The organism is Arthrobacter sp. D3-18 (assembly GCF_054408525.1).
The window spans coordinates 3,039,394-3,061,866 of record NZ_CP096440.1 but is presented as its reverse complement, the minus strand read 5'-3'; the positions used below and the strand labels follow the sequence as shown (position 1 = coordinate 3,061,866).

The 22,473-nt window shown below is 63.4% G+C and carries 10 protein-coding genes; all 10 read left to right on the top strand.

The genetic code is table 11. The features are described 5' to 3' along the window. Positions 1–140 precede the first annotated feature (140 nt). The 10 genes from M1D89_RS16240 to M1D89_RS16195 all read left to right on the top strand — a co-directional run bounded on the left by M1D89_RS16240 (position 141) and on the right by M1D89_RS16195 (position 22,462). Positions 141–6,239: an Ig-like domain-containing protein gene (locus tag M1D89_RS16240; RefSeq protein WP_498645036.1), complete on the top strand. Its 6,099-nt coding sequence runs from the start codon at positions 141–143 to the stop codon at positions 6,237–6,239. 66 nt (positions 6,240–6,305) lie between these two features. Further along, positions 6,306–7,277, top strand: a complete 972-nt coding sequence (locus M1D89_RS16235) for an AAA family ATPase (protein ID WP_498645034.1) — start codon at positions 6,306–6,308, stop codon at positions 7,275–7,277. 43 nt (positions 7,278–7,320) lie between these two features. Beyond that, positions 7,321–8,742: a DUF58 domain-containing protein gene (locus M1D89_RS16230; RefSeq protein WP_498645032.1), complete on the top strand. Its 1,422-nt coding sequence runs from the start codon at positions 7,321–7,323 to the stop codon at positions 8,740–8,742. Beyond that, positions 8,739–11,222 carry a transglutaminase TgpA family protein gene (locus M1D89_RS16225; RefSeq protein WP_498645030.1) on the top strand — a complete coding sequence of 828 codons (2,484 nt, stop codon included), beginning with the start codon at positions 8,739–8,741 and terminating at the stop codon, positions 11,220–11,222. The genes M1D89_RS16230 and M1D89_RS16225 overlap by 4 nt, the downstream gene beginning before the upstream one ends. Further along, complete coding sequence (locus M1D89_RS16220) at positions 11,215–12,765, top strand: RDD family protein (RefSeq protein WP_498645028.1); 1,551 nt, start codon at positions 11,215–11,217, stop codon at positions 12,763–12,765. The genes M1D89_RS16225 and M1D89_RS16220 overlap by 8 nt, the downstream gene beginning before the upstream one ends. Then, positions 12,762–13,688 carry a PP2C family protein-serine/threonine phosphatase gene (locus M1D89_RS16215; protein ID WP_498645026.1) on the top strand — a complete coding sequence of 309 codons (927 nt, stop codon included), beginning with the start codon at positions 12,762–12,764 and terminating at the stop codon, positions 13,686–13,688. The genes M1D89_RS16220 and M1D89_RS16215 overlap by 4 nt, the downstream gene beginning before the upstream one ends. Beyond that, a complete protein-coding gene (locus tag M1D89_RS16210) occupies positions 13,675–15,489 on the top strand; it encodes an FHA domain-containing protein (RefSeq protein WP_498645024.1) in 1,815 nt (604 codons plus the stop codon). Before M1D89_RS16215 ends, M1D89_RS16210 begins: the two co-directional genes overlap by 14 nt. Further along, positions 15,486–17,261 (top strand): serine/threonine-protein kinase, encoded by a 1,776-nt coding sequence (locus M1D89_RS16205; protein WP_498645022.1) that lies wholly within the window; start codon positions 15,486–15,488, stop codon positions 17,259–17,261. The genes M1D89_RS16210 and M1D89_RS16205 overlap by 4 nt, the downstream gene beginning before the upstream one ends. Before the next feature lie 45 nt (positions 17,262–17,306). Then, positions 17,307–18,011: a hypothetical protein gene (locus M1D89_RS16200; protein WP_017199350.1), complete on the top strand. Its 705-nt coding sequence runs from the start codon at positions 17,307–17,309 to the stop codon at positions 18,009–18,011. Continuing rightward, entirely contained in the window at positions 18,008–22,462 is a 4,455-nt protein-coding gene (locus M1D89_RS16195) for a type VII secretion EssC family protein (protein WP_498645019.1), read from the top strand. The genes M1D89_RS16200 and M1D89_RS16195 overlap by 4 nt, the downstream gene beginning before the upstream one ends. Positions 22,463–22,473 lie beyond the last annotated feature (11 nt).

Sequence of the window (22,473 nt, the reverse complement as noted above, 5' to 3'; positions counted from 1 at the left end):
CGTGGGGCGCGTGGGATAGTCTTAGGGACTGAAATTTCCGCCGCCGTATGGGGGTACTGCGAAATGTACGGCCGCCGGCATCTGCCGGTCGGCTTGGAAGCCACTGGGGGGCGGCTGAACACAAAGGGAATTCTGGGGCTGTGACAACTTTCTTCGGCAAGCTGGGGCTGAAAAAGCGTCAAAACAAGAAGTTCATAGCGGGAACTGCCGCCACGGCGGCGGGCGCTTTGTTGATCACCGGGGCGATTCTGTACCCGGGGTTCAAGACCACCGAAGTGGACTTGAATGACGGCGGCGTGTGGGTCGTGAGCAAGACCAAGAACGCCGTGGGCAGGTTGAACTATCCGTCCCGCGTCCTGGACGGTGCCGTCACCCCTGCTACCACTACCTTTGATGTGCTGCAGCATGATGGCAACGTCTTCGTGGACGACGAATCCGGTTCCACCATCAACCAGGTATCCGCCGCAAACCTGAAGCTCGGCGGCGATAAGCAGCTACCGTCGTCGTCGCAAGTCAGCTACGGCTCCACCGTGCTCTCGGTGACCGACCCGGCCCGGGGGAAAGTCTGGGCTCTTTCTCCCTCCACCGTCAACGGCTTCGACGAAGAAGGAACCGAACCCGTACTGACCGGTTCCCCCGGCATGGTCTCCGCAGTGGGATCCGACAACCGGATCTACACCGCGGATCCTGGCAAGGGCGAAATCACCGTCACCACGGTGGATGCCAACGGGGAACGGACCGACTCACAGATCAGCAAGGTGGACGAGCTCAAGGGCGCCGGCGACCTTCAACTAGCCGTGGTGGGCGATAAGCCCGTGGTCCTTGACGCCGCCTCCGGCAACCTCTTCCTGCCGGGCGGCCGCAAGCTGCAACTTCAGGATGCCCGCGAAGCCAAGCTTCAACAGAGCAGTGAAGACAGCAGCTACGTCGCCATTGCCACACGAAAGGCCCTGCTGAAGCAGCCCTTGGACGGGTCCACGGCCGCAACAGTGAATGCTGACGGTGAAGGCGTCCCCGCAGCTCCGGTTCAGGTCAGCAAGTGTGTTCACTCAGCGTGGTCCGGCGCCAACAAGTACGTTCGTGACTGCGATAACGACGCCGACGACAAGAAAAACGACGTTCCCAAAGCGAGTGCGTCCCCAAGCTACGTTTTCCGCGTCAACAGGGACCTGGTTGTCCTCAACGACGTGAACTCCGGCAGCGTGTGGCTGGTCAACCAGAACATGCAGCTGGTGAACAATTGGGACGATGTTGTCCCGCCCAAGAACCAGTCCGATGACCAGGACCAGGAGTCCGCGGACAACAACACCATCAACGTCCTCCCGGACCGCACCAAGCCCAACCGTCCGCCTGAGACCAAACCGGACGAGTACGGTGTCCGACCGGGCCGGACTTCCATCCTGAGCGTGCTGGATAACGATTCAGATCCCGACGGCGATGTCCTCACCGCGTCGGTGGGCGCCAACGGTCCCAAGATGGGTGCGCTGGAAAACATCTACGGAGGATCTGCCTTCCAGATCAAGGTCCCGGCAGATGCGAAACCGGGCACGGAAGTCTTTGACTATAACGCCGCCGATGGCCGCGACTTGTCGGCCGGCGGCAAGGTCACACTGCGGGTGGTGGCTCCGGAAGAGAACAAACCGCCGCTCTTCAAGCGAGGCGAGCCCACCACCATGCTGGTGGAGCAGGGCAAGTCCGTCAGTCAGAACATCCTGACCGACTGGATGGACCCCGACGGCGATGACCTCGTCTTGTTGGATGCAAAGTCGGACAATGACCAGGACCAGGTGAAGGTACGCCGCGACGGACTCTTGACGTACCAGGACTCCGGCGCAGCACCGGGCAAGAAGAACGTCACCATCACAGTGTGGGACGGCAGGGCCACTACTACCGGCCGCATCGTGGTCAACGTCCAGCCGCCGGGTGCCCTCGCACCGGTGGTCAACGCGGACCACGTCACTGCGGTGGTTGGCCAGGACCTGGTCATTGCACCGCTGAAGAACGATGTGGACCCCAACGGTGGCGCACTTCGTGTCGCCCATGTTGAGGCCGCCGGCCCCGCTGAGCTCGGCCCGGTAACCGACGGCGGTACGTTCACGTTCCGGAGCACCACACCCGGCCCGATCTACCTGACGTACATCGCCAGCAATGGTCCCCAGAGCAGCCAAGGGCTGATCCGTGTGGACGTCGAGTCCGGCAAGGATGCCGGAGCTCCCGTCGCAGTCCACGACGTCGCATTGCTCCCGGTGGGTGGCAGCGTGCTGGTTGATCCGCTGGCCAACGACTCCGACCCTTCCGGCGGCGTGCTGGTCCTCCAATCCGTCACCGTGCCCGACGGCTCCTCGGCATCCGTGAGCGTGATCGACCACAGCGTCCTTCGCGTTACGGACGTCCTCGGTGCCAAGGAACCGTTTGTCTTCAGCTACACCATGTCCAACGGCCGTGCCTCAGCTACCGGCACAGTGGGCGTTGTCCCGGTGCCGGCTCCCGCCGTCGTCGAGGCTCCCCAGCCCAAACCCGACGAAGTCAACGTGCGCGTGAACGACGTCGTGACCATTCCGGTCCTGGACAACGACACCCACCCGCAGGGTGAGGAGCTGTCCGTGGATCCGATGCTCGCGCAGAGCATCCCGGAAGAGGACGGCAAAGCGTTCATTTCCGAGAAGAGCCTGCGCTTCATTGCCGGACCCACGCCCAAAACCGTGCGTGCCATCTACAACGCAGTGGATCCGCAGGGTCAGAAGAGCGCCGCAGCAGTCACCATCCACATCCTCCCGCTGGAAGGTACCCAGAATTCGCGTCCGCAGCCGCAAAACCTGACGGCACGCGTTGTGGCAGGTGGCAGCGTCCGGATCCCGGTTCCGCTGGACGGCATAGACCCTGACGGCGACTCGGTGCAACTTACCGGCATCGACAGCACTCCCACCATGGGAACCGCGACGGCGGGCAGCAGCTTCATTGATTTCGTCGCCGCCGGTGACGGCGCTGGTACCGACACGTTCCGGTACAAGGTGATCGACCGCCAAGGTGCGGTCAACACCGGAACGGTGACGGTGGGCGTCGCGCCTCGTGGCGAGGACAACCAGAAACCCGCTCCCGTCGATGACGAGGTCAAGGTCCGTCCTGGCCGCCAGATCGCTGTGGACGCGACCGCCAACGATACCGATCCCGATGGTGACATCATCCGGATCCTGACGGACAGCATCGAAGCCGACGCAGGTCTTGACGCCAAGGTCAGCAAAACCAGTGGCCGGATTCTGGTAACGGCTCCCGCCGTCGAGGGCACCCTCAACGTCCGTTATTCCGTTGCCGACGACCGCGACGCGGTGGGACAAGCCAGCATTCGGGTGGTGGTCCAGAACGATCTGCCATTGCAGGCACCGATCGCCCGTGACGACCGCGTCACGTCGGCACAAACACTCGGTAAAACGGCCGTGGATGTTCCCGTCCTGAAGAACGACGAGGATCCGGACGGCGTGGGGGAGAACCTTAAGGTGGCTACCGGACTGGAGACCGCGCGTCCCGGCCCCGAGGGCAACGTCATTGTTGACCTCACGGAGCAGCCGCAGCTGGTGCCCTACACCGTGGAGGACGTGGACGGCCAGAAGTCCACGGCCATCATTTGGGTTCCCGGTATTGGCCAGCAGGTTCCAACGCTCGCCAAGGACGAGGTAGTGGAACTTGTCTCAGGTCAGTCCGTGACGGTCAACCTCGCGGAGTGGGTCAAGGTCCGTGAAGGACGCTCACCGCGCCTGACCCAAGCTGACCGCATTAAGCTCATCGGTGCCGATGGCAGCGACCCCATAGCCAACGGTGGTACCGCCCTGAAATACACGGCCGGCGCGGAGTATGTTGGCCCCGGTTCCATCAGCTTCGAAGTCACTGATGGAACAGGTCCGGACGATCCCAACGGTCTGAAGTCGACGCTCAGCATCCGAACCAAAGTGCTGCCCGACCCGAACAAGAACAATCCACCTGTGCTCCTGGGTAGCGACGTGGAAGTTCCCAAGGGTGACTCTGCAAGCCTCGACCTGGAAAAGCTGACCTCGGACCCGGACTCGGATGACGTGCAAAACATGAGCTACGAGCTGGTGGGCGCAGCGCAGGGCGGCTTCAAAGTGAATGTGGAGGGCAAGACGCTCAAGGTCTCCGCGGATGATTCCGTGCAGATCGGGCAGTCGGGCACCGTCCAGGTGAAAGCAAAAGATCGCCGCGGGCTCGAAGCTGTGGCAACGTACAAGTTGTCCCTCTCGGCCTCCAACCGGCCAAAACCGGTGGCAAACGACGACGCTGAACCCGAGGCGCAATCCGGGAAGCCGGTAACGGTCAACGTGTTGGCAAATGATTCCAACCCGTTCCCGGAAACTCCACTGAAAATCGTCTCAGCGGTCACCGAAACGGGACAGGGAACGGCTGAACCAGGGGGCGACAGCGTGACCGTCACACCCGCGGGTGGATTCACCGGAACCATGGTGGTCGCATACACGGTGGAGGATAAGACTGGCGAGATTTCCCGCTACGCCACTGCCCGCATCCGTTTGACTGTCAAGGATAAGCCGGAGGCGCCTACAACGCCGCTGGCGCAGTCCGTGGGCGACCAAACCGCCTTGCTCACATGGAACGCGCCAGCCGACCGCGGTTCGCCTATCACCAAGTACACGGTGTACGGGGAGAACGGCTTCAAGCAGGACTGCCCAGCGAACACCTGTACGTTGACAGGGTTGACCAACAATGTGAAGTACCACTTTGCCGTCACCGCAACCAATGCGATCAAGGAATCGGAGCGTTCTCCGGTATCGGCTGAGGTCCGTCCGGACGTCAAGCCCGACACCCCCATTGCACCCACGTTGAAGTTCGGCGACAAGCAGCTTTCCGTGGCGTGGGTTCCTCCGGCCAGCAAGGGCTCGCCCATCAAGTCCTACGATCTTGAGATCTCGCCTGCTCCTGCCGGCCAGAACCCGCAGATCCAGAACCTGACGGCCAACAGCCATGTTTGGACCGGTCTGACCAACGGCGTGGCGTACAAGGTCCGGGTCCTGGCCAGGAACGACGCCAAGGAACCCTCGGAATGGAGTACCTACTCTGCTGCCGAAACTCCTGCGGGAGTGCCGGCAACCCCTGCTGCGCCCTCAGTGACCGGCGCAGGCTCCGTGGGTTCGCAGAGCCAGTTGCAGGTTAGTTGGGCGGCGCCGAATAACAACGGCGACGCTGTGTCCGCCTACACGTTGACCACGTACATGGGAGGCGCCGTCGTAGCTACGCAATCCGTCACGGCCACCTCCCAGAACGTCACGGTGGCGAACTCCGAAGCTGACTACACGTTTACGGTCTCGGCCACAAACAAGGCCGGCGTCAGTGGGGTCAGCCAACAGTCGGCTCCAATCCGGGCTGCAGGCAAGCCCGGCATGGTGGGCACCCCATCGGCTGCCTTGGTTGAAACCAACGCTGATGGCGGCAGGATCCAGGTAACGTTCAATCCCTTGACGGCTGCGGAACGAAACGGAGCCAACGTCAACGAGATCAGCTACAGGTATGCCCTGACGTCCGGAGGCGGCAGTGGCGCTATTCCCTCCGGAGGAGCCGTAGTGCCGGCCGCCAACGGAACCGACACAGCGGTAGTCGTGTGGGCAGTGTCTTCACGGAACCCCACACCCGGGGACAGGAGCCCGGCATCAAACACCGTCAATCCCTATGGGCTTGCCGCTGCGCCGGTGGTCACCGGAAGTAAGAGCAGCGGTGTTGGCGACAAGACGGTGTCGTGGACCTGGAGCGCCCCCAGTGGCAACGGACGCCCCGTGACGGGCTACCAGTACAGCCTCGAGGGCGGAGCGTGGACTGACACGGGGCAGAGGAGTTTCTCCACCACAGTGGGCTTCGACGAGACAAAAACGTTGCGAGTCCGCGCTATCAGTGGCGGCCAGGCCGGCCGGGTGGGCAGTGATACGTCACGGAGCGGGTCTGCACCACCACCGCCGCCTCCGCCCACTCCACCCCAGATCCTGGCGCACAACAGCACGTGTCCTGGCCAGCCCGGAAGGCCGGACACCTATAACCCCAGCGGACCCACATGTGGCGTCGGCTGGGTGGAGCGGTCCTGGGGCTGGATTGATGTCACCTGCAGGCAGGACATCTACAACAACGGAACTCCCTGGTACAAGCTCAACGGCTCGCCGAAGAGCGGCTGGTTCGTGAAGTCGACCACCGTGGACCTTCGCAATGGCATGCCCCCCGTCTGCTGACCCATCGCCTGGCTCTAGCAACAACTACAACCCAACACCCCAATACCCAAGGAACAGGATCAACCGATGACCATGACAAACGAGCAGGCCGCGTGGTTTGCAGAAACGTTCGAGAAGCTCGTTGCCAACGTGGGCAAGGCCGTGTTGGGCAAGGAACACGTCATCCGGCTGACGTTCACGGCGATGATGGCCGAAGGCCACGTGCTGTTTGAAGACGCGCCGGGCACGGGTAAGACCTCCCTCGCCCGTGCCCTGGCCGCGACGGTCCAAGGTTCGCATAACCGCATCCAGTTCACGCCTGACCTCCTGCCGTCTGACGTGACGGGTGTGACCATCTACGACCAAAAGACCCAGAAGTTCGAGTTCCACAAGGGCCCGGTGTTCAACAACATCGTGCTGGCTGACGAAATCAACCGTGCCTCCCCGAAGACGCAGTCAGCGTTGCTGGAAGTCATGGAGGAATCCCGGGTGACAGTTGACGGCACCACATACGAGGCCGGCCGCCCGTTCATGGTCCTGGCTACCCAGAACCCCATCGAACAGGCGGGCACCTACCGCCTGCCCGAGGCTCAGCTGGACCGCTTCCTGATTAAGACCTCCATCGGCTACCCGGATCACGCTTCCACCGTCCGGCTGCTGGGCGGTGCCAACCTGAAGGACCGTTCGAAGGACCTCAGCCCGTTGATCACCACCCAGGCCGTAGCTGACATGGCGGACCTGGCAGCCACCACCCACGTAGACACCGCCGTGCTGGAGTACATTTCCCGCCTCTGCGAAGAGACCCGCAATGCCTCTGAAACGCGGCTTGGTGTTTCTGTTCGTGGCGCTTTGGCCATGGTCCGCGCTGCCAAGGTGTGGGCGGCCAGCCAGGGCCGCAACTTCGTGTTGCCGGATGACATCAAGGAGCTTGCACCCGTGGTGTGGACGCACCGTTTGGTGATGGACCCGGAAGCCGAATTCTCCGGCGCAACGCCCGAGGTGGTACTCAACCGCGTCCTCGCCGACGTCGCTGCCCCGCAGCAACGCGCGAGCGCCTAAGCACTACTCCCCACCGCACCCCAGCTCGAACAAAGGCCCAGACATGTCCTCCAGCACACCCCTGAACAGGGCTGCTGACTCGTTCAAGCGCGTTACGTCTGCTGTTGGCAGCAAGATGCGCTCCTTGCGCGGCCCTGGCAGCGGGCCGGGCAAACGCCCCGGCCAGTCAAACAAGCGCGGCCTACCCGGCAAGCTTGGCCAGTCCAGCAAGCTCCACCCCGCAGCCGTGTGGTCGGAAGCAGCCGGAACTGCGGGGGACTTCCTTGCTCCAGGGTGGACCAAGGTCAGGGCTGTCTGGCTGAGGTTCGTCTGGCCGGTCCTGGCAGTGGTGAGCCTGCTCGGCTGGGTAGTGTTGGCTGCCTCGATCGGCCTTTGGTGGGCGGGGCAGGCGTGGGGTTGGCAGGAAGCCAAGTCAGCTGCCATGGTGGCGTTCCTGCTGTTCCTCCTTGCCATCGGCTTCATTGTGGGCCGCTCGGCCTATGGCGTGGTTCTGGACCTTGCCCGCACGCGGGTGGCAGTAGGGGATGACGCCGTGGGCAGCATTGCGGTGTCCAACGTATCCACGAGGCCGTTGTTGCCTGCAGCGCTGGAGCTGCCCGTGGGTTCCAACACGGCCGTTTTCCATTTGCCCCGCATGAAGCCGGCCCAGGTGCATGAGGATCTCTTCACCATCCCCACGGCGCGGCGTGCAGTGATTGTTGTGGGTCCCGTTCGATCTGTTCGCGCCGACCCACTCCACTTGTTGCGTCGTCGCGTGATGTGGACCGATCCGGTGGATCTGTTCGTCCATCCCCGGACCGTGTCGCTGGGCAGCTCGGCGGCCGGCTTTATCCGCGACCTTGAAGGCATGCCCACTACGGAGCTGTCCAGCGCGGATGTCTCCTTCCATGCTTTGCGCGATTACGTTCCCGGGGACGATCGGCGCCACATCCACTGGAAGACCACGGCCCGCACCAACAAGCTCATGGTTCGCCAGTTCGAGGAGACCCGGCGCGCACACCTGGCCATCTCGCTCTCCATTAACACAGACGAGTATGACTCCGAGCCCGAGTTCGAAATGGCCGTCTCTGTGGCCGCTTCCATTGGCAGGCAGGCCATTCGTGAGCAGCGTGAGTTGGACGTGCTGACCCAAAAGGGGCCGCTCCGCTGCGAAACCGGCCGGAACTTGCTGGACGACATGACCCGCATTGTCGGGGCACCCATGCGGAAGACCGCCGTCGACCTCGCCCGCACCCTTTCGGACACCGTCCCCAACGCCTCCGTGGTGTTCTTCGTAGTGGGCAGCCATGTGACAGCCACCCAATTGCGCTCGGCGGCTTCGTCCGTTCCCCCGGGTGTGCGGAGCCTGGCGGTCCGCGTCCAACCCGGAGCGGCGCCGTCGAGGGCAAACATCGCCGACCTGACGGTCCTCACGGTTGGCGACCTGGACGATCTCGCCATAGTTCTTCGAAAGGCGGCAGCATGAGCACCGCTCCCAATCTCCGAGTGCGTCCCCGGGCAGCTAAGGGAACCCGGTCCGCTGCCCGCGCTACCGGAGGATCGATATTCGACGACGGCAGGCCACTATGGCATTTCGCCGTTGACTGCGGGGCGCTCCTGGTGCTGCTGTTCCTTGGCGTCCTTGGTTTCACGCTGAGCTTCGGGGGAGACGCCCACTACCTGGTCGCAGGTCTAGGTGGTGTGGTGCTGGGGCTGGGCATCGCTTTCCTCAACGTGCGCTTCCGCTTGGGACTGCTCATCACCACTGCCGTAACGTTCGGCGCCTACATGGTGTTTGGCTCGGCGTTGGCCGTGCCGGATTCGGCTGTCGTCGGATTCCTGCCCAGCCTCGATTCCTTGCGTACGCTCCTGCTGGGGATCGTGTTTGCCTGGAAGGACATGCTCACCGTCGGCGTTCCTGTGGGGACAGCGAATGGCATGCTCATTGTGCCGTTCCTCAGTTCATTGGTGACCGCTCTGGCAGCTGGTCTGCTGTCATGGCGTTTGAAGAGCCCGTACTGGCCGTTGCTGCCGGTGCTGGTCCTCTTTGTCACGGGAATCGCCTTCAGTACCAGTGCGGGCTTCCTCAATGTGGAACGCGGCGTCTCGCTGACCATTGTGTCCATCGTGTGGGCGACGTTCCGCCGTGACGTACTCCGGCGCAACAGCACCAAGACCGTTTCGGCCAATAGGCCGGGTTCCGACGCCGCTACAGCCCGCCGTGGCCAGCTCCGCCGCCTGGGGACTGCTGCAGCCGTTATCGCTGTTGCGGTGGGCGTCACCGCAATTGCCTCGCCGTTGGTCACCGCCAGCGACGACCGAAAGGTGCTCCGCAACACGATCGTTCCGCCGTTCGACCCCCGGGACTACATCACGCCGCTGGCGAGCTTCCGCAGCTTCGTCAAGGATGAGAAGGACAGCACGCTGTTTACGGTCAAGGGGCTGCCCAAGGATGCCCGCGTGCGGCTGGCTGCACTGGATGCATTCAACGGCTTGAACTACACCATGGATCCCAACAGCTCCGGTAACTTCAGCAAAGTGGGCGATGCCCGCTCGTTGAACACGTTGGCTGATTCCGGGAGCCCGGTGGAGGGCACCAACTACACGCTGGACATCACCGTGGAGGACTATCAGGGCTACTTTGTGCCGGGTGGCCGGCACACCACGGGCATGAGTTTTGCGGACACTTCCGGTGCCGCTTCCGGTCTTTACTTCAATGCCGGCACAGACACGGCTGTAACCACCAAGGGCCTGGCCAAGGGCGACAATTACACCGTGCAGGTTTCGGATCCCGGCACGCTGGAGCACGGCCAGCTCACGCAGTACGACTTCGCGAAGCTCACGCTGCCCGAGGCGGAGGAAGTGCCGCCGATCGTGGCTTCCCAGGCGAACCAGCTTTCCGCCGATGCCCCGACGGCCATTGACCGCGTCCGGCAGATTGAGGCGCACTTCCAAAAGAGCGGCGCTTTCAGCAACGGCTTGGTGGCCGAGGGGCAACTCCCGAGCCTTCCCGGCCACAGTGCTGCGCGCGTCCGCAACATGCTCTCGGCCAAGCAGATGCTGGGCGACGACGAGCAATACGCCGTCTCCATGTCCCTCATGCTCCGCCACCTTGGTATTCCTTCCCGCGTGGTCATGGGGTTCTATCCTGACCCCAAGAGCCCTGAGAATGGCGCCGGCGATATCAAGATCACTGGCAAGGACGTCCACGCCTGGGTTGAGGTGGCGTTTGACCGGGTGGGATGGGTTGCTTTTGATCCCACGCCGCCCAAGGACAACGTGCCCATCCCGCCCGATCCGGAGAACAAGTCCAAACCCAAGCCGCAGGTGCTGCAGCCACCGCCCCCGCCGCAGGAACCCGCGGACCTGCCGCCGGACTCCACCCCGGACGCCCTGGACGCTGACGAGAAGAAGAACAACCCGTGGCTCTTCTGGGGGCCGCTGCTGGCGGCCATCGGTGTGGCGCTGATTCCGCTGGGGATCCTCGCCTTGCCGCTGCTGCTGATCCTCCTGCTGAAATCACGACGCCGGAAGGCGCGTTTCCGTGACGGCCACCCCGCCCAGCGGGTCGGCGGAGGATGGAATGAAGTGCTGAGCCTGGTCACCGACATGGGTGCCTCCATTGACACCAAGTCCACAAGGCGTGAATCGGCCTCGGTCATCGCTGATGCCTTCCCCACCACCGGGACTACCACCACAATGCTTGCCCACCGGGCCGATGCTGCTGTCTTCGGTGCCGGTCAGCCAAGCGAGGAGGAGGTCAAGGAGTACTGGGAGATCGTTGATACGTCGCTGACGGACATCACGGGAAGCGTCGGTTTCTGGAAACGGCAGCAGGCACGGTTCTCACCGCGGTCGTTGCTGTCCGATGGCCGCGCGGCCCTTCGCCGCCGGCAACAGACGCCCGGCGATCCGGCCAAGCCCCGCTTCACGTTGCCGTTCAAGAAGGACACCACCGATGAGTAATGAGACAGAACTTTGCCCGGCTTGCCGGCATGGGGTCCGTCCGGGAGCGACGTTCTGCACGCAGTGCGGTTCGCCGTTGAACAACCGTGGTGCCCGCAAGGAGGGCAACATCAACCATGCGCAGAAGGCAGCATTGGAGTTCGCCAACCGGCAAGGCTTCTCCGATCCCGGTAGTATCTCGGTAGTGTCGGCGCCGGCCTCGCCGATGCAGCACGGATCAAAAACCATGCCGGACCGTACGCCGGGGCCAGGGGGAGGGACCACTATGACCACCAAGCTCGAGTTGGCGCCCGCCTCTGCCGGGAAGCGCCTGGGCGCAGCTGTGCTGGATTGGTTGGGTCCCGTTGCCCTGCTCGCCACCACGTTCGCCATTGGAATTGCCGGCATCACTCAAACCCGCAGGAACGGCTTCATCGTCTATGACACGGGTCTCCTGGTTCTCTTGGGCAGCATCGGTCTGGGCGTGACCGTGGTTTACACCTTTGTCCTCCTTGGAATTGAGGCAAAGTCCGGTAACACCATCGGCAACCAGCTCATGAGCATCCGCAGTGCGGACTCCGATGGCTACGCACCCGGCGCTGGTGTTGTTTTCGTTCGCGGGATCCTGACAGGTGGACTCCTGCTGCTGGGGTCCATCGTTGCCGTCATCCTGTCAGCTCTTGGACACATCGGACTGGTGTTGTGGATCGCCCTGCCGCTCATGTTCCTCGGTGTTGTCTGGGCTTTCCTTGTAGTCGTATCCAACGCTTGGGACACCAACGGCAAGCTGCGTGGCTGGCAAGACAAAGCGGCAAAGTCCTTGGTGTTCGACGTGAACGCCGGTCGCAATCCGGTGACCACGGGCGGCATCCAAGGTCCCTACAGCTTCGCACCGATGGATCTCCCGCCGGTCCAGCCCGTCGCTTCCCCGGTCCCTTCCGGGCTTGGCCAGGGCACCCGTCCGAGTGAGAATCCACTGCCGGTTGCGGCGCAGTCCACTCCTGCAACACCCGCTGTGCAGCCTTCCCATGATCCGAACCAGTGGCGCCCACCCACGGCGCCCTTCACGCCGGCACCCCGCACACCAGCAGCACCGGGCGGGTCTACAGCACCGATCGCATCAGCGTCATCGAGCCCCGCCACGGTTGCACCACAACAGAGCCCCGCGACCGCCGCCCATCCGGACGATGACGTGGAACGGACCCAGATGCGCCCCGGGGCAGCCCGTGCCCAGGCCGTATTGCGGATTCGGATCGACGATGGCCAGGACATCCAGTTGGGCGGGTCGGTCCTCCTTGGCCGTAACCCGGCGCCACAGCCCGCGGAAATCGTGGAACAATTGCTGCCCGTGTCAGACCCCGGCCGGTCCATCTCCAAAACACATCTACACTTGCGCGTTGATGGTGACGGTATCTGGGTCACTGACCGCAACTCCACCAACGGCAGCGCTGTCACCACCCCCGACGGCATCCAGACCAGGCTCCACCCGGGCGAAGCGAGCTTTGTCCGTCCCGGTTCCACCGTTCACTTTGGGGACCGTTCCTTCCACCTAGGACAAGCATGAATTCACAGCCGGCCACACCCGCCAACGCCGAAGCGGGTCCTGCCGCAGGCGGATCCTCTTTTCGGCTCAGCTACGGGTACGGAACGGATCGCGGGCTTCGCCGCGAACTGAACGAAGATTCGTTCATTGCTTCTGACCCCGTCTTCGCCGTGGCCGACGGCATGGGCGGGCATGAGGCGGGCGAGATTGCCAGCGGCATGTGCGTCAGGGCTTTGGGCAGCGCCCCTGAGTTGTCGGCCGGCGTCCGTACAGCTTCAGCGGCCGACCTTCAGTCATGCTTGCTGAAGGCCGACGCTGCCATCCGCAACGCAACGGGAGCCCGCGCAGGGACTACGCTGTCCGGCGTCGTGGTGGTGGAGCAGATGGGCCTGCCCTACTGGCTGGTGATGAACATCGGCGATTCCAGGACTTACCGCCTCAGCCAAGGGGAGTTTGCGCAGGTAAGCGTTGACCACTCCGAGGTGCAGGAACTGGTGGATTCCGGGGATATCACCGCGGAGCAGGCCACGGTCCACCCGCGCCGCCACGTTGTTACCCGCGCCTTGGGTACCGGCGACGAAACCGAGGCCGATTTCTGGTTGCTTCCCATCCAGGAAGGTGACCGGATCATGATTTGCTCGGACGGTCTCAACGGGGAACTGGGCGATGACCACATGTTCCGCATCCTTAGCACTGTTGCCCATCCGCAGGATGCCGTGGACGCCTTGATCCAGGCTGCCCTGAGAAGCGGTGGCAGGGACAACGTCACCGTCATCGTCGTGGACGCCAAGAACGTCTTGAACGACGCCGGCATCGCCACCACTGCGCCGCGCCCCGAGGTCGCGGCCGAGGTGGAAGAAGATACCCTTCCCCGCGCCTGGGTGAATGGCACCGGCGAGGTCGCAGGGGCTGGGCAGGAGGAAGGCGTCGATGGCAAGCAGTAACAACCTTTCCCTGACCCGCTATCAGCAGGGTGACTGGTTCGGCGTGGTGCGGAGCGGAACCGTGGTGCTCCTTGGCCCGGACACACCGCACGCTTTGATCGACACTGTCTGGGGGTTGCTGGCATCCGCGCCGGAAGCCCACGAAGTCCTGCATGAAGTGACGGATGCCTTTGGCGTTTCCCTCAGCCGCATCCCGCCCTTTGGGATCATCGACTCGAAGGACGCACTACGAGTGTTCCTCCGGGGAGACCTCGAACTTGTTGTGCAGACGGCCAGCGGCGAGGAACGCCTCACGGGGCGTGACGTCACCACTTGGACGGAACGACGACTCGCAAACGCCACCTCTTACAGTGTCCGGATAGGGAACAAGCCGGCCCCGTCTGCAGGGATCCCGACGTCGGGTGGAGGCCTGCCGCTGAACGGCTCACCCATGAACGGCTCGCCCCTGAACAGTCTTCCGCTGGGTGAAGGTGTGGTGCTCCTGGCCTCGCTCCAGGCCGCATCTCATGCTGCCGGGAAAGCGGATAGTAAACCTGGGATCCGGCCCGCAACGGCGTCCGACGAAACCATGATCGGCTACGCGGAAGCGGACCTTGGCCTGACGATTGCACCTGGTCACATGGTTCCCGCCAAGGAGTCGTCCACTCCCGAGTCAATTGTCGAGTCAATCGCCCAGGAGCCTGCGGCCGAGGTGCCAGCTCCACAGGAAGCGACGGCGCTGGCGGATCCGCTGACCGAGGAAGCTCCGGACCATGCCGAAGTGGCTGCGTCGGAGCAGTCGGCTGCGCTGGAAGAACCGGAGCTGGAACCAGCCAGTGAGGCAGATTCGGAAGCATCCGAGGTACCCGTCCACACGAGTACCACTGATCCAATACTTCCGTCGCTGGAAAACACCACAAACTATGACCACCTGTGGGACAAGACGGTGATGCGCAACATTGAGGACGCTGCAGTCCGTACGGACGAAGGGTCTGACGAGCACGACTCGCCTGCGTCCGCTATACCGGACGCCCCACCAGCTATCGAACCGCTTTCGCCGGCACCGGAGAGCCCGTCTCCAAGCCCATCAGTCGAAGCAGCGGGCGGGCTGATTGACTCCGTCCCGTGGCTGCGCAGCGGTTCCTCCACCCCTGAACCGGGCAGTGACCAGCAATCAGTTCCGCCCAAGCCCGCAGCCGATCCTGCGGCCCAAGTACCGGCCGCTTGGTCGTCGGCTCCAGCCGCCATGGCCGCGGAAGAGGACTCTGACCATGACGGACAGACCATCATGAAGAGCAGCCTTCCCACCGAGGATTCCGGCGCAAAAGCCCTTGTTGGCCGCGCGGAGACGTCGGCCGTCAACGGGCCGAGCGTTTTGGCACGGATGTGCTCCCAAGGCCACGCCAATCCGCCCACGTACCCGCAGTGTTCGGTGTGCGGGGTTGCCGTTTCCGGCGACGCCGTCCACGTCCCACGTCCAAGGCTGGGGAGGATGCGGCTCTCTACAGGTGAGTTGATTGATCTTGACCAGTCGCTCATCATCGGCCGCCAGCCGTCGGTTTCCCGGGTGCAAGGCGGCACAATGCCACGTCTGGTCCAAGTGGACAGCCCCGGTGGGGACATATCCCGCTCCCACGTCGAGGTCCGGCTTGAGGGTTGGCACGTCATGTTGTGCGACCTGAAGGCAACCAACGGCACCGTACTCATCAGGGAAGGCCAGGCACCCCGCCGGCTTGCCCAAAACGAAATGGCCATCCTGCTGGACGGCGACATCGCCGAGCTGGGCGACAACATTTCATTGCGTTTCGAGGAGATTCTTTGAGTTCCAAGAGGCCCCCTGCGCCGCCTCCACCCATCCCGGGTTTCAAGTACATCAGCCTGCTCGGCTCCGGTGGCTTCTCGGATGTCTACCTTTATGAGCAGGACCGCCCGCGCCGAAAAGTAGCGGTCAAGGTGCTGTTGTCCGATTTGAAGACCGAAGGGGCCCGCCGCCGCTTCGAGTCCGAAGCGAACCTCATGGCGCAGTTGTCGTCGCACCCTTACATCGTGACCATTTTCGAAGCCGAGATCACCGAGAACGGGCACTCGTACCTTGCCATGGAGTACTGCTCCAGGCCGAGCCTCGACGTCCGTTATCGTCGTCAGCGCTTCAGCGTGGACGAGGTCCTGGCCGTCGGCATCCAGGTGGCTTCCGCCGTCGAGACCGCGCACCGGGCCGGTATTGTGCACCGGGATATCAAGCCGGCCAACATCCTGGTCACCGATTACAACCGGCCTGCCCTGACGGACTTTGGCATCTCCGGCACCATCGGTGCCGACACCGAGGACGACGCCGGCATGTCCATCCCTTGGTCGCCGCCCGAGCAGTTCCGTGGAGGCGCCGTGGATGGTGTTCCTGTGGACATTTGGGCCCTGGGTGCCACGCTGTACACGTTGTTGGCGGGTCGTTCGCCGTTTGTCCTTCCGGGACAGGACAACTCGCAGCGGGAACTGATCTCCCGCATCACCAACTCGCCCCTGCCCAGGCTGGGCCGTGCCGACGTTCCGGAGTCCCTGGAACTCGTTCTGGCTACTTCCATGGCCAAGTCAGCGGAATCCCGTTACTCGTCAGCACATGCTTTCGCGCTGGCACTCCAGCGGATCCAGGCTGAACTGAACCTTTCCGTGACGCCATTCGAGGTTCTCGAAGAACCCGGGCACGGGGACGACCAGCACCCGGACGACAACTTCGAGGAAACCCGGGTCCGGAGCATCGCCTCGATCGATCCCGACGCCTCGGGAACCGCTACCACCGGGTCAGCGCCCACGTTCCCGGCGCGAACTTTCCCGTCCACCGTTCCGGGCGCCACCCAACAGCCGACACAACAACCGGCCCAGCCCGCCAACCCCCCGCAAACAGTCCAGTCCCACACGGGGTTGTCGACTCCGCCGCAGTTCCACGCTCCGGCGTCGGGACACGCAGCGTCGGGATACACAGCACCGGGATCATACACAGCCCCCGGCGGCCACAACGCTCCCGCCGAGCCTGACACGGCAGAGTCCACAGTGCTGCGTGGCTGGCAGCCCTCACGTCCCCAGGACGATCTTGGGGCAACGGTCAGCCGTTCCAACTCTCCCTCCGGTGCCTCGCCGGTCACGCAGGAGGACGCTCCGCCTGCAGACCACAGCAAGCGCAACCTCTGGCTAGCCGCCACCGGCGCTGCCGTGCTGGTAGTGGCCATTGTGGTGGGCGTGGTGTTGGGCGCACAGGCGCAGCCCAAGGTGGCACCCACGGAAACGACAAGCAAGCAGCCGGCTGACCCTCTGGGGGATGGCGGTGTTCCGGAGGTTGCGGGGATGTCTGCGGCGCGGGACACCAAGGACCGGAATATCGTTGTCTTCTCCTGGACAAACCCACAGCCGTTGCCCGGAGACACGTTCAAATGGCGCATCAAGTCGGCAAAATCCGAGGGCGTCTATGAGACCACGTCCACAGGAAAGGCGTTCCTCGGCGCGCTGGCTGACCCACCTATCTGCGTGCAAGCAATTATTGTCCGTGCTGACGGCAGTGCCTCACCCGGCGGGCCGGATTCCATCGCCTGCCTGGACGAGTAACCGGCACATGAGACTTACTTACCGCCGACTGAGGAGGCACAGATCATGGGGGATCTAGCAATAGATTTCTGTGGGGAATGGTACGAACCATCCGACGAGGACATCTTCGATATTGGACGCGAAGGTGACTTGGAAGTGGATGACAACCCCTACCTGCACCGACGCTTCCTGCAGATCGCCCGCTACGACGGCATGTGGTGGCTCAGTAACGTTGGCAGCATGCTGTCCGCCACTATTGCTGACGGTTCCGGAGGCATGCAAGCCTGGCTTGCGCCTGGGGCGAGGATCCCCCTGGTCTTCAGCCACACCAACGTGATTTTCACGGCCGGACCTACCACTTATGAGTTCGCGGTTCATTTGAAGACGCCCTCCTTCCGGCACGAAGCACGCGACGACGACCAAGCGGGGGACACCACCATCGGCCCCGTGGTCTTCACTGATTCGCAAAAGGCACTCATCGTCGCCCTGGCTGAGCCCATGTTGCGACGCGATGGCACGGGCTTCAGCGCCATTCCGTCCTCTGCTGAGGCTGCCAAGCGCCTCGGCTGGGCCCTGACCCGCTTCAACCGCAAGCTGGATAACGTCTGCGACAAACTGGACCGCGTAGGCGTAGTGGGCCTGCGCGGCGGGGTGGGAAAACTCGCCACCAACCGCCGGGCGCGCTTGGTGGAACACGCCGTGACATCACACCTTGTGACTCCGGCTGACCTGCATCTCCTTGAAAAAATGAGTGGAGTCGACGAAGGATGAAGTTCCGCCTGACATTGCGGCGTGACCCTGCGGAAGCAAAGGACCTCGCCGTAACGGTGGATGGTCGTGCCACCGTGGCTGATATTGCCACCGAACTTTGGGCTGCCGACCCCGCACGAAAGGGGACCGAACCGCCGTCGAACCTGTCCATAAGTGTGGACGAGGCTTTCGTCGGCGGCGGGCTGTCCGGGCACGTCCTGCGGCCCACGGACAACCTGCTGGAGTCCGGGCTGCGGCCAGGGTCCAAGGTTTCGCTCGCGCAGGTCAGCGATCAATTCGCATCCAACGGGCACGCCAGCGGCAATGGCAGGGGACCGGCAGCTGCCACGTTGCGCGTGATGTCAGGGCCCGACGTCGGACGCGAATTTTCGCTGCCTTTCGGCACCAGCTACATTGGCCGTGACCGGGACGCCGACATCCGTTTGTCGGACCCGCTCACATCCAAACGCCATGCTCGGATCACGGTGGGCGAAACCGTGGAAATCGTGGACACGAACTCGGCCAACGGCCTCCTTATGGATGGGCTGCCGGTAACCCGGGCAACCCTGGAATCCTCCGACACCGTTACTTTGGGCGATACTTCCGTAGGCGTCGTTGCCCTGTCCCGTAACCACGGCGGTGGTCCGTCGTCGCCGCTGGTGGATTTCAACCGTTCGCCGCGCGTGCTGCCCAGGTTCGAGTCGCCCAAGCGCGTGCCACCGGCCGGACCCAAACGCCCGGAACACCAGCCCTTCCCATACATCATGCTGATCGCGCCGCTCCTGATGGGCGGCGTGCTCTTCGCTTTCACGCAGAACCTGCTCTCCGTGATTTTCATGGCGATGATGCCGCTGTTCATTGTCGGGCATTATGTGGACCACAAGATGCAGAGCAAGCGGCAGGCCAAGGAAGGCCACAAACAGTTCAAAGCCGCCATGCTGGAGTTCCGCGAGGACATCGACAAGCAGCAGAACATTGAACGCGCCGTCAGGCTCCAGGAAGCGCCGTCCGTGAGCGACACCGTGGACGCGATCTACAAGCTGGGGCCCCTTCTCTGGACCCACCGCCCGGAGCATCAGCACTTCCTGGGGGTCCGGTTCGGACTCGGCTCTGCACCGTCGCGCATCCAGTTCGACGAACCGGGAGCCAACGAAACTGAACCGCAGTACATGCGGGAAATTCAGGAGTGCCTGCAGCAAGTACGCGTCATTGAGGGCGTTCCGATCGTGTCGCAACTGCGCACCTCGGGCTCGTTTGGCGTTGCGGGGGAACGCAGCGTGGTGGATGACGTGGCCCGCGGCATGGTGCTCCAGTTGGTGGGGCTCCATTCGCCGGCTGAGGTTGTTCTCACGGCACTGACCTCAGCGCGTTCCCGTGAACGCTGGGACTGGTTGCAGTGGCTCCCGCATGTCGGTTCAGGCCACAGCCCCATATCCGGTGATCACCTCGCTGCCGGCCCTGGTGCCGGTGCTGCCTTGTTGTCCCGGCTCGAGAACCTCGTGGAAGAGCGCGAATCCATGGCCAAGGAGCCTGGCCCGTATCCGCGGCCTGGACTCAAGAACGAGCACGAAGAAGTTCCTGGTCCCGTGGTTCCGGCCGTCCTGGTGATCGTTGAAGACGACGCCCCCGTGGACCGCGGCCGCCTTACGCGGTTGGTGGAACGCGGCCCCGACTACGGCGTACACGTCATGTGGGTGGCGGCCAACGTACAGTCCCTTCCCGCGGCATGCCGTGACTTCCTCTCGGTGGACGGCGATCACGGCACCACTACTGGCCAGGTCCGCTTGGGTCGCCACACGTACCCGGTGAGCTGCGAAAGCCTTGACGCGGACCTTGCCACGCAGTTGGCGCGCATGATGTCGCCACTGGTGGATGTTGGAAACCCGCTCGACGACGATTCCGACCTCCCACGCGCCGTTTCCTACGCCACGTTGATCGGCAAGGAATTGATGGATAACCCACAGGCCGTGGCCGAGCGTTGGCAGGAGAACAACTCTGTCCACGCAACGGCGGTGCCCAACCGAAAGGACAACGGCAGCCTCCGCGCGCTGGTTGGTTCCAAAGGCGTGGAGCCGTTCTACCTCGACCTCAAGAACGAAGGCCCGCACGCACTGGTCGGCGGAACCACGGGTGCCGGTAAATCCGAGTTCCTCCAGTCCTGGGTGATGGGCATGGCGGCCGCGTACAGCCCGGACCGCGTCAGCTTCCTGTTCGTGGACTACAAGGGCGGCGCCGCATTCGCCGACTGCCTGCACTTGCCGCACACCGTTGGCCTGGTGACTGACTTGTCCCCGCACCTGGTTCGCCGTGCACTGACATCCCTGCGGGCAGAGCTCCACTATCGTGAACGGCTCCTGAACCGTAAGAAAGCCAAAGACCTCCTGGCGCTGCAACGCGAAGCCGATCCCGAGGCACCGCCGTATCTCATCATCATCGTGGACGAATTCGCGGCGCTGGCTACCGAAGTTCCCGAGTTCGTTGACGGTGTGGTGGACGTGGCTGCCCGTGGCCGGTCCTTGGGCCTGCACTTGATACTGGCCACGCAACGGCCTGCCGGTGTCATCAAAGACAACCTGCGCGCCAACACCAACCTCCGCGTTGCCTTGCGCATGGCCGACGAAGTGGACGCAACAGATATCCTGGGCGTTCCTACTGCCGCTTACTTTGACCCATCCATTCCCGGCCGCGGTGCCGCCAAGACCGGTCCTGGCCGTATCCAAGGCTTCCAGACCGGGTACGCCGGCGGCTGGACGACGGAAAAGCCGCAGCGACCCCGGATCGACATCGTAGAAATGGCGTTCGGGTCCGGCCCCACATGGGAACCGCCCTTGGTGTCGCAGGTTGAAGAAGAACCCGCCGGACCCAACGACATTGCCAGGATGACCGGAAACATCATCCGGGCAGCTGACGTCCTGTCCATCGAGCCTCCCCGGAAGCCATGGCTCAACGAACTCGCTACTACCTACGATTTCTCCAAGCTTCCCAATCCGCGCACCGATGAGCGGCTTCTGCTTGGCGTGGCAGATGACCCCGCCCACCAGGACCAGCCCACAGTGTTCTACGAGCCGGACAAGGACGGCAACATGGCCGTCTACGGCACGGGCGGATCCGGTAAGTCGGCGGCCCTGCGCGGGATCGCCATCGCCGCGGCTGTTACACCACGTGGTGGGCCGGTTCACGTCTATGGCATCGACTGTGGTTCCTCGGGACTCAAGATGCTCGATGGTCTTCCGCACGTTGGCGAAATCATCAACGGCGACGACGTGGAGCGCGTTGGGCGGCTGCTGCGGTGGCTCAAGGACGTGGCGGACGACAGGGCAGCACGGTTCGCTGAGGTCCGGGCGTCCACCATCGTCGAATATCGGCAGCTGGCCAACCGCCCGGAAGAGAAGCGCATCTTCATCCTGGTGGACGGAATGTCTTCCTTCCGTGAATCCTACGAGTACAGCAACTTGTCTGCCCTGTGGGACATCTTCCTCACTCTGGCCACAGACGGACGTCCCTTGGGTATCCACCTGGTAGTCAGCGGTGACCGCACCAACTCTGTTCCAGCGTCGCTCCTTGCCTCCATCCAGAAGCGGTTGGTCCTGCGTCTCAGCTCCGAAGACGATTACATGACCCTGGACGTTCCCAAGGATGTCCTCAATGCAGCCTCGCCTCCCGGGCGCGGCTTGCTGGACGGGCTGGAAGTTCAGCTCGCCGTGCTGGGAGGCAACTCGAACCTTGCGCTCCAGGCCCGGGAAGTGGCCAAGCTCAGCCAGGCGATGCTGCGCCAGGGCCTCGAGCAAGCACCGCAGATTCAGCGGCTTCCGGAGCTGGTGGACCTGGACATCCTGCCCACCGGCGCCCCGGACAACCCAGTGATTGGTGTCGACGACGAAACGCTGGGTTCGGCGGCCATCGCCGCCAAGGGATCACTTCTGCTGGCCGGACCACCAGGTTCCGGACGCACCGTCGCCTTGGTCACCTTGGCCTACGCCTTGCGGCGTTCCAACCCGCGCACGGACTTGATCTATATCGGTTCCCGGCGCTCCGCCGTGGCCGCACTGAATATCTGGAGCAGGTCCCTGGTGGGGCCGGACGAAGTCTCGGACGTGGTGGATGACCTGATCGACAAAGTCGCGGACAACCCTGGCACCATGGCCATCTTCATCGAGGGCCTCACAGAGTTCACGGACACCTTGGCCGAATCCGGCGTGGGACGGTTGGTTACGGCTGCGATCAAGGCCGATCAGTGGGTGGTGGGCGAGTCCGAGACCTCCACATGGTCCCAGGCATGGTCCCTTGCGCAGCCGTTCAAATCCGGACGCCGCGGGCTTTTGCTCAACCCCGGAGATGTGGAAGGCGACAGCCTCCTCAACACCTCCTTGGGCCGCATCAGCAAGGACTTCATCCCGGGCCGCGGGTACATTGTGGGACGTGGAAAGGTACGCAAGCTCCAGATCGCCATGCCGCCTGAAAACCGTAGCTAGGAGGCTACCTA

What these genes read in the sequence shown, in the direction of transcription:
- M1D89_RS16235 (WP_498645034.1), top strand. Translation starts at nt 6,306, where the DNA reads ATGACCATGACAAACGAGCAGGCCGCGTGGTTTGCAGAAACGTTCGAG.
- M1D89_RS16230 (WP_498645032.1), top strand. Translation starts at nt 7,321, where the DNA reads ATGTCCTCCAGCACACCCCTGAACAGGGCTGCTGACTCGTTCAAGCGC.
- M1D89_RS16225 (WP_498645030.1), top strand. Translation starts at nt 8,739, where the DNA reads ATGAGCACCGCTCCCAATCTCCGAGTGCGTCCCCGGGCAGCTAAGGGA.
- M1D89_RS16220 (WP_498645028.1), top strand. Translation starts at nt 11,215, where the DNA reads ATGAGTAATGAGACAGAACTTTGCCCGGCTTGCCGGCATGGGGTCCGT.
- M1D89_RS16215 (WP_498645026.1), top strand. Translation starts at nt 12,762, where the DNA reads ATGAATTCACAGCCGGCCACACCCGCCAACGCCGAAGCGGGTCCTGCC.
- M1D89_RS16210 (WP_498645024.1), top strand. Translation starts at nt 13,675, where the DNA reads ATGGCAAGCAGTAACAACCTTTCCCTGACCCGCTATCAGCAGGGTGAC.
- M1D89_RS16200 (WP_017199350.1), top strand. Translation starts at nt 17,307, where the DNA reads ATGGGGGATCTAGCAATAGATTTCTGTGGGGAATGGTACGAACCATCC.
- M1D89_RS16195 (WP_498645019.1), top strand. Translation starts at nt 18,008, where the DNA reads ATGAAGTTCCGCCTGACATTGCGGCGTGACCCTGCGGAAGCAAAGGAC.